7 protein-coding genes are annotated in these 8,449 nt (G+C 46.5%); 3 read left to right on the forward strand and 4 right to left on the reverse strand.

Annotation, left to right across the window (positions count from 1 at the left end; genetic code table 11):
- On the forward strand, window positions 1–237 hold a 237-nt coding region (locus ABW391_RS19435; protein ID WP_353483570.1), incomplete at its 5' end, for a 3-keto-alpha-glucoside-1,2-lyase-like domain-containing protein.
- Between the two features lie 43 nt (window positions 238–280).
- Complete coding sequence (locus ABW391_RS19440) at window positions 281–2,356, forward strand: S9 family peptidase (RefSeq protein ID WP_353483571.1); 2,076 nt, start codon at window positions 281–283, stop codon at window positions 2,354–2,356.
- A gap of 42 nt (window positions 2,357–2,398) precedes the next feature.
- On the opposite strand, the gene ABW391_RS19445 is transcribed toward ABW391_RS19440, so the two are convergent.
- Both ABW391_RS19445 and ABW391_RS19450 read right to left on the reverse strand, forming a co-directional pair.
- Window positions 2,399–3,202: a PD-(D/E)XK nuclease family transposase gene (locus ABW391_RS19445; protein WP_353483572.1), complete on the reverse strand. Its 804-nt coding sequence runs from the start codon at window positions 3,200–3,202 to the stop codon at window positions 2,399–2,401.
- A 123-nt stretch (window positions 3,203–3,325) separates the two neighbouring features.
- Window positions 3,326–4,726, reverse strand: a complete 1,401-nt coding sequence (locus tag ABW391_RS19450) for a serine hydrolase domain-containing protein (RefSeq protein WP_353483573.1) — start codon at window positions 4,724–4,726, stop codon at window positions 3,326–3,328.
- Window positions 4,727–4,979: 253 nt separating this feature from the next.
- Between ABW391_RS19450 and ABW391_RS19455 the strand changes: the two genes are divergently transcribed.
- Window positions 4,980–5,822, forward strand: a complete 843-nt coding sequence (locus tag ABW391_RS19455; RefSeq protein WP_353483574.1) for a fumarylacetoacetate hydrolase family protein — start codon at window positions 4,980–4,982, stop codon at window positions 5,820–5,822.
- A gap of 48 nt (window positions 5,823–5,870) precedes the next feature.
- On the opposite strand, the gene ABW391_RS19460 is transcribed toward ABW391_RS19455, so the two are convergent.
- Together ABW391_RS19460 and ABW391_RS19465 are read right to left on the reverse strand one after the other, a co-directional pair.
- Window positions 5,871–6,623 carry an arginine-tRNA-protein transferase gene (locus ABW391_RS19460; RefSeq protein WP_353483575.1) on the reverse strand — a complete coding sequence of 251 codons (753 nt, stop codon included), beginning with the start codon at window positions 6,621–6,623 and terminating at the stop codon, window positions 5,871–5,873.
- 482 nt (window positions 6,624–7,105) lie between these two features.
- Window positions 7,106–8,449, reverse strand: a 1,344-nt coding sequence (locus tag ABW391_RS19465) for an Nramp family divalent metal transporter (protein WP_353483576.1), incomplete at its 5' end; no start/stop codon positions are given.

The following is an 8,449-nucleotide window of genomic DNA, read 5'->3' on the forward strand; positions in this document are numbered from 1 at the left end:
GTAATGGTGCTGGGCGATTCCATCGTCAAACACATCGTCAATGGCGATACGGTAATGACGTATTCCAAACCACAAATCGGTGGGGGAGTGGTCAGTGGATATGATCCCGCAGATAAAAAAGACGGCCAACTCTTGACTTCCGGTACCATTTCGCTGCAAAGTGAAAGCCATCCGATCGAATTCCGCAAAGTGGAAGTGATGGATTTGGAAAAGTATTACCGGAAGAAACAAAAGTGATTGTAGAATGAGTTAAGGAACTAACCATAAAACCCGAATCAGCATGAAAATCTATTCCATGCCTAAATTGTTGATTTTTTTTTCCATGCTTGCTGTCGTTGCCCGACTTCAAGCCCAAAAGGGCTCTAGCACCAGTTTCGAGCAGGTCATCGCCTTGCGTAGCGTGAGTAGCCCCATGCTTTCTCCCGATGGTAAACAAATTGCTTTTACGGTCAACAGCACGGACTGGAAAGACAACAGCTACGACACCGAAATTTGGTTGGCACGCGAAGGCGAAGAACCCTTTCAATTGACCCGCGCCACGAAGGGCAGCAGTAATTCTCCTAAATGGTCTCCTGATGGAAAATGGCTTGCATTTATTAGTAGTCGCAACGATAAGAGTCAAGTGTTTGTCATTCGACCCAATGGGGGCGAGGCACTACAGGTCAGCTATGAAGAAGAAGGTGTAGGCAGTTTCGAATGGTCACCTGATGGCAAGCAATTTGCCCTCGCCAAGCTTGATCCTGAGTCCAAAGAAGAAAAGAAGAAAAAAGAGCGCTACGGCGGCTGGGCTGCAGATGATGAGGAATATCGACTCTCCCATTTGTGGTTGCTGGATTTTAAACCTGATTTGCTGCCTTTGCCCAATGAAATGCCTTGCTATGAAGAAAAAAAAGACTCTGCTTCCAAAAGCGATTGCATTACCTACCCAAAAGCGGTTCGACTGACGGAAGGAAGTTTCACCGTGAATGGATTTGAATGGTCGCCAGACGGCAAGCTGATTGCGTACACGCGGCAACCCAATCCGTTGATCAATTTTTCGGTTTACACTGACATTGAAGTCATCGAAGTAGCAAATAAAAAAACGAGAACTTTGGTCAAAAACCCTTCTGTAGACAATTTTGTTGGTTGGGCACCCGATTCCCGGCAAATCCTTTTTGTCAGCAGTTTGAACGATACCACCTCGTATTACTATAAAAATGATCAACTTTTTGTCATGGATCTTTTGGGAGGAAAACCGACTCAACTGGCCAAGGACTTTGATGAAGACATCAGCAGCATTTCCTGGAACCCCTCGGGCATCTACTTTACTGCTTTTCAGCGTACCAAACGGCATTTGTTCCGAGTAGACCCCTCTACAGGGCAAGTTAAACCCATCACCAGTGGCAATGACATTCTGGGAGGATACAGCTTTTCCAAAGACGGCAAAATCCTGGTCTATAGTGCATCCAATGCCAGTGCACTGGCGGAGGTATTCAAAACACCCCTTGCCCCTTTCAAGCCGCTGCAAATTACCAATATGACCAAGCAAATCAGTACCTGGAAAACGGCGGTAAGTGAAGTCATCACTTGGTCTAGCAGCGACGGTGCCGAGATCGAAGGCGTACTCCACAAGCCACAACAATACGATCCTGGTAAAAAATATCCTTTGCTGGTGATCATTCATGGCGGCCCAACTGGTACCGATGTTCCTCAACCCGTGCCAGGTGGGGTGTATCCAGTGTTGCAATGGCTGGAAAAAGGCGCATTGGTGTTGCGGGTTAATTACCGAGGATCGGCAGGTTACGGTGAAAAATTCCGTTCACTCAACTTGCGCAACCTTGGGGTAGGCGACATGTGGGATGTGCTTTCTGGAGTCGACTTTTTGATTGCCAAAGGGATGGTTGACAAAGATCGAATGGGCTGTATGGGTTGGAGTCAGGGTGGGTACATTTCCGCTTTTTTGACCACCAACACTGATCGATTCAAAGCCATCTCAGTAGGTGCGGGTATTTCCAATTGGATGACTTATTACGTAAACACGGATATCCATCCGTTTACCCGTCAATACTTGCAGTCGACCCCCTGGGATGACCCTCAAATTTATCAGAAAACCTCGCCGATTACCAACATCAAAAAAGCCAAAACGCCTACCTTGATTCAGCATGGGGAATTTGACCGAAGAGTACCCATTGCGAATGCCTATGAATTGCTGCAAGGTTTGCAAGACAACCACGTTCCTGCCAAATTGATAGTGTACAAAGGCTTCGGGCATGGCATCACCAAACCCAAAGAACGCCTTGCCGCATTGTGGCACAATTGGCAATGGTTCAATAAATACTTGTGGGGTGAAGAATTGGAATTGCCGGTTGGAAAGTAGGGGATTGATTTTTCATGGCGTTGACACAGCAACTGCGGCGGGTTATTCTTCTTGCCGCAGCTTTTCAATTTCTTCAATGCTCAATCCTGTAATGTCTGCAATTACTTCGTTTTCATAACCTTTTTGGATTGCATTTTTGGCTATGTCAAGCGTTTTGGCGTTTTCCACTTTGGCGATGGTTATTTTACCTGCTTCTTTATTTTTGGCTTGCGTTCTTTCTTCCGGTGTCAAGTTTTCAAAGCTGATCAATTCAATCGCCATTTTGATTCCTTCGTTTGCGGTATTTAACGCTGGCCGCTCAGGATTGTGAATCGATTGATAAATCAAATCCAGCCAATCTCTAATTTGCTGGGGTGTCCCTGTATCGGGATGATTGGGATTGAGACAAACGAACTGATGGCCGTACAAATCTCTAATCTCTCCTTTTAAATTCTGGGGATTGAAATTCAAAAGCAGAACCTCATCTTTGATGGGTTTGCCGTTTTTTTCATTGATGGTATAAGGTGCAGTCAGGACAACGATGACATAGACCGTTTGATCAACATTGTATTCTTTGGCCGTCCGTTGTTGTTCAGCAATCAGCATTAAAAAATAGTGCAGAAAACGGTCGAAATGGTAGTCGTATTCAATTCTTTGGATTTCAATTACCATTCTTTTATCCACCGATTCTGCAAAAATATCCAACTCAAAGTCGATGTATCCAATTTTCGGATCAAACTTTTTTTCCGTTTCAATTTTATCAACCTCAATTTCAATTCCCAGAATATCCCGCACAAAAGCCTTGAATACGATTTTATTCGTAAACGCTTTTTTGAAAATGACTTCGTTGTCGAGATTGCCCAGCATATGAAAAGAAGTTGTTTTGATTTTCAACAAAGATACAAGAAAAGTAGTAAAAGTCAATTCAAATGATCAGTTATTTTTTATCCAGATCCTTTTAACCATTCATTAGTGAAAGCTCCAATCCGTTCAATTGTCCACTCCAATCCCTGCAATCTGCCCTTCATCCACCTCGAAATTGATCTTCAACGGAGAGTTTTTAAAACTGATTATCGTAACGGGCCCACTTATATTGAGTTTGTCTACTTCAAGTCCTTTGATTTCGCCACCCATTTGCTTCAGTACACCGAGGTGTTGGGCGATCGGGAATCCATCTTTGAAACCTGGCGCAAAATGGTTGTCAATCAAAGCCTTGATCGTCTCTTCATTGCCTGAAGTGATGGCACTCAGGAAAGTTTGAATCAATTCCCGGTTGGGATGTTGATCCAGCGATACGTTGGTTCCCGCGCCACTTACTTTGATTTCGGGGACAAAGTTGGGATCAAAGCAAGTTCGGGCGCACACGTTGGCCAGGCGGTTCCATTCCCGGCGCGTGGCATTGGTCAGTAGAATCACCGTCAAATCCTCATCCACATACCGCAAGAAATCGCAGAAATAGATGCCGTTGCCTCCGTTGTGGGCAATGAGGGTGGTATTGCGTGGGGTGTTAAAAATGGCCCAGCCATAGCCGTAATAGCTGTCTGCTCCTTCACCTTCGGCGATGTGTTTGGTGTAGTATTTGGTCTTGGCAGCCTTGCTCAGGATTTTTTCGCCAGCCAGGGCCTGGTGCCATTTGTACAGGTCCTCTACATTGCTCAGGATGCCGCCATTGGCGCGCAAGTGCCAGTAAGGGCCGTCGGCAGCCCAGTTTTTTTGGTTGATTTTGCCCCAGTTTTTTTCGCCACGGTAGCCAGTCGCCACGGTTACTTTCCATTTGGGAATGACGTAGCCGGTTTGCGCCATGCCTGCCGGTTTGAAAAGGTATTTGTTCAAAAAAACTTCGTAAGACGCTCCAGTGATCTTTTCGATCACGATCCCCAGCAGACTAAAGCCAACATTGGAATATTCGTATTGTTTACCGGGTTCAAAAAGCAGGGGTTTGCTGAAAGCGAGTCGGGCAAAAGAATCCCGATCAATGCTTTCGTAATCGTCGCCGATGGCCCCGGCAAAACCAGCGCTATGCGTCAACAGGTGGTGCAAGGTGATGCCCTTTTTATCGGCAGGAACCTGGTCAAAATACTTGGTGATGGGATCTTGTACACTCAACTTGCCCATCATCTCCAGTTTGAGAATGGCAGCTCCGGTGAATTGTTTGGTGACAGAGCCGATGCAGGAGATGGTCTGTGGTGTGAAAGCAATTTGTGTTTCCCGATTGCTCATTCCGTACCCTTTCTTGAAGATGTCTCCTTTCCAGGCCACCAGTACACTGCCACTGAACTGGTGTTCTTTGGCCAAACCACTGAGGAGTTGATCGATTTTTTGGAAAGCCGGGTTTTGCCCAGCCGCGCTTATGGTAAGCAGTAAAAAGAGAGCGATCAGGTGATTTTTCATAAACAAGGTGATTTTTTGCGTCATGCTAAGGTGGTCAAAAAAACAAAGCAGCTAAGCTGCCCATAAAAGTGACAAAAAAAACTCAATTGTGATTGCCTAAAAATTTGGGGAAGCATAAATCCAAACACACGCTGAAAAAAAGCCCTATTGGAAGAAAAATTGCCAGGGGGTCTTTTTTTGCGTATACATAAATCCTACATTGTGGGAGGGAAAGTTATCTCCGTTACTTAACAAACAAAGACAAGCAAAAAACATGAAGATTTACCGCACTGCCCAAGGCATCGTAATCGAATCTGATGGCCAATTTTTTCTTTCTAACCAGCACAATTGGGACAATTACCTCAACCGCGACAACCTTTTCCAGGAAATTGCCCACGAAATAAAATCGTTGCGTCCAGACGGTGATTTGCAAAGCCTGATCAGCACACAGTTGCTGGCCCCGATTCTAGGGCAGGAGGTTTGGGCTTCTGGGGTCACTTATCTGCGCAGCCGCGAAGCGCGCATGGAAGAATCCAAAGACTCGGGTGGTGGTGATTTTTATGCCAAAGTATACGATGCAGAACGTCCCGAGCTGTTTTTCAAAGCGACCGCTGCCCGTACGGTTGGATCTGGACAAACTGTGCTGATCCGCCGCGACTCCAAATGGAATGTACCAGAACCCGAATTGACCCTGTTTTGCACTTCATCCGGCAAAATAGTGGGGTACACCATCGGCAACGACATGAGCTCACGAGACATCGAAGGAGAAAACCCACTTTATTTGCCCCAGGCAAAAAGCTATGATGCCTCGGCTGCATTGGGTCCTTGTGTGTGGGTTCCTGAAATCCCCATCGCCCTGGAAACAGAAATCTCTATTCAAATCAAGCGCGAAGCGGAAACGGTATTTTCTGGCAACATCCAACTCAACCGCATGAAGCGCAACCTGCCAGAATTGGCCTCCTGGTTGTTTCGCGAAACCTCTTTCCCCAATGGCGTTTTTTTGATGACCGGAACGGGAGTCGTGCCTCCCAATGATTTTACGCTGTTGGTCGGTGATGAAGTGAGCATCCAAATTGCCGGAATCGGAGAGTTGGTGAATGTGGTGGGAATACGGTAACTCTTGGGGGCGATAAAAAAATGAACACTTATTTTGCCCCACTACTTGTTACTCCTTCTCCGTTTTCTCCCTCAATCTTTCGTAAGGCAGCCAATCTACGGCATCCTTCCAGTCTAGCCACTGCAAGGCATTGAAGCGTTTTTTGTAATCATAAAACGATGATTCGTGGTGGGCAAAACCCGGGTAATAAAACGTAATGCCCAATTGTTTGGCTGCATATATTTCCAGCAGCATGGTATGTACTCCGAGGCTAAATGCACGGTAAGCGGGATGGAACATGGCATAAATGCTCGACAAAGACTTAGAGGTGTGATCAATTAAACTGGATGCAATCAGGGCATCGCCGTCGTACACATCCAGCAACAAGCCCCGCGTGGGCAAACTCTCGTGGGTGGTGGTAATGAAATCGTAAATACTGTCCGGAGCATTGCGCTCAAACCGATCGCGGTGCAACAAAAAAAGTCGGTGGTGCGCTTCCGTAGGGCGGCCACTGACCAGATTCCAGGTAAACTCGGCGTTTTTGCGCCAAATTTTTGACTGGCTTTTGGTCAAAGTAAAAGCGTTGACCGGTATGCGCAAGGGAAGTACTTTCTTCGGCCCTCCGGTTGCGATGTCTTCGTGGGTATCGAAAGAGTAACGGTAAAAAATGTTTCCCGCACGACGCCAGCCATTTTCAAACATCAAGTCCAGTTCTTCATCCCCGATGCTCATGAGCCAGGCATGCTGATGATGAATCACCTGACTATTGATTTCCAGTTTGTTTTCGTCATCAAACAAGTATGAATCGGGGTATAAGATCATGTTTCTGGATGGTTTTTTTCTTAGGGGCGATAAAAAAATAAGTGATCATTTTTGCCAGAGGATTAGATAAGTAAACGTTTCATTTCAAGTGTCTTATCTAATCCTCTGGCTCAGGAAAAATGATCACTTATTTTTGCCCCACTACTTAGCTGCGTCTTAGCTGCCTAAAGTCTGTCAATTACCCACAAATCCGAACAATCGAGTTAGTTGTTGATATTGAACACTTTACTTAACTTAACAACCCCCGACCCCTAAAGGGGAGTACATTTTCGGGAAGTAAAAAACAATACTTCTTCTACAAAAAGGTAGGTTTTCTTGCTTACCAACAATGTACTCCCCTTTAGGGGTCGGGGGTTTCTGAGCTAAAGCACGATTTTGCATTCAATACGCGGATTTGTGGGTAATTGACAGGCCTAAAGTGCCTCAGGTGGTAGGAAAAAGCAGCGAAGCTGCCAAGAAACAAAAAAAACTCAATTTTCTCCCTACTCCCGTACAATCAAAACCGGAATGGCCACCCGGTGCCGAACTGTATCCACCGTTGTTCCAAAAATCAGGTCTTTGATCAAGTTGTGACCGTGCGCGCCCATGATCAACAAATCTGCATTGAAATCGGTTGCCAATCGAGGAATTCTGCGCTTGGGATTGCCGTAGCCAATGGCCATTTCCACTTTGAATTCCTGGGCCTGCAATTGCTGAACGTAATTTTCCAGCATCTTTTCATCTTCGGTAGATTCATGATCAGCAATGTGGCTGCCGTATATCATTGCGCCCGCCGTTTCCACCACGTGGATGAGGCAGTATTGCGCATCTGCACCACCTTGTGCCAAGGCACTGCGGATGGCCAACGAATCGATATCTGAAAAATCGATGCAAACAGCAATGCGGCGATAGAGCGGTTTTTCCACCAGATTGAGTTCAACGGCTGTACCGTGGGGAACTTTGGAGGCTTTGGCCAGGTCGCGGCGTTCAATCCAGGGTTTAAAGGTGATGTAAAACAGCAATGCCAACACTGCTGCACAAATCGGGAAAACAATGAGCCGGACCAACCAGGGCTGACTCGCGCTAGCCAACCAAACGGAAATTTCCTGGTACACCAGTTTGACATTCAAGCCAACGATGATGATCGCGATGACCCAGGCAGCGATTTTCATCCAGGGCTTGATCACAAATATCCCCATTTTCTCTTTATCACTCGTAAAGTGGATCAAGGGAATGATGGCAAAACCCAGTTGCAAGCTCAGCACCACCTGGCTTAAAACGAGCAGTGCGCTGGTTTTGCTTTCGCCATAAATCAAGATCACCAAATAGGCAGGAATGATGGCGATGATGCGCGTGATCAAGCGCCGCAACCAGGGGGCAATGCGCAAGTTGAGGTAGCCTTCCATTACAATTTGACCGGCCAGTGTACCCGTGATGGTTGAACTTTGGCCAGCGGCAATCAAGGCAATCCCAAACAGCATTGGTGCCAGCTTGGTGCCCAACAGCGGCGCCAGCATCTTGTGCGCATCCTGAATATCGGCGATTTCAAAATACCCCGCTTTGAAAAACGTAGAAGCTGCCAGCACCAGAATGGCCGTATTGACAAAAAAAGCCGCATTCAAAGCAATGGCCGAATCGATGAAGTTGTATTTGATGGCCGACCAGATGCCGTGATCAGAAGGATCGATGCGGCGGGTTTGCACCAAAGAGGAATGGAGGTAAAGGTTGTGCGGCATGACCGTGGCGCCAATGATTCCGATGGCGATGTACAAGGCTTCATCCGTGAGCATGCTCGGTACAAAACCTTTGGACAATTCGCCGAGATCAGGTTTGGCAATCAGCATTTC

Source organism: Haliscomenobacter sp. (assembly GCF_040403615.1).
In the GTDB taxonomy this organism is placed as follows: Bacteria; Bacteroidota; Bacteroidia; order Chitinophagales; family Saprospiraceae; genus Haliscomenobacter.

Bases quoted from the DNA above. Each gene is read 5' to 3' on its own strand.
- ABW391_RS19445 (WP_353483572.1), bottom strand. From the start codon at position 3,202: ATGCTGGGCAATCTCGACAACGAAGTCATTTTCAAAAAAGCGTTTACG.
- ABW391_RS19460 (WP_353483575.1), bottom strand. From the start codon at position 6,623: ATGATCTTATACCCCGATTCATACTTGTTTGATGACGAAAACAAACTG.
- ABW391_RS19455 (WP_353483574.1), top strand. From the start codon at position 4,980: ATGAAGATTTACCGCACTGCCCAAGGCATCGTAATCGAATCTGATGGC.
- ABW391_RS19450 (WP_353483573.1), bottom strand. From the start codon at position 4,726: ATGAAAAATCACCTGATCGCTCTCTTTTTACTGCTTACCATAAGCGCG.
- ABW391_RS19440 (WP_353483571.1), top strand. From the start codon at position 281: ATGAAAATCTATTCCATGCCTAAATTGTTGATTTTTTTTTCCATGCTT.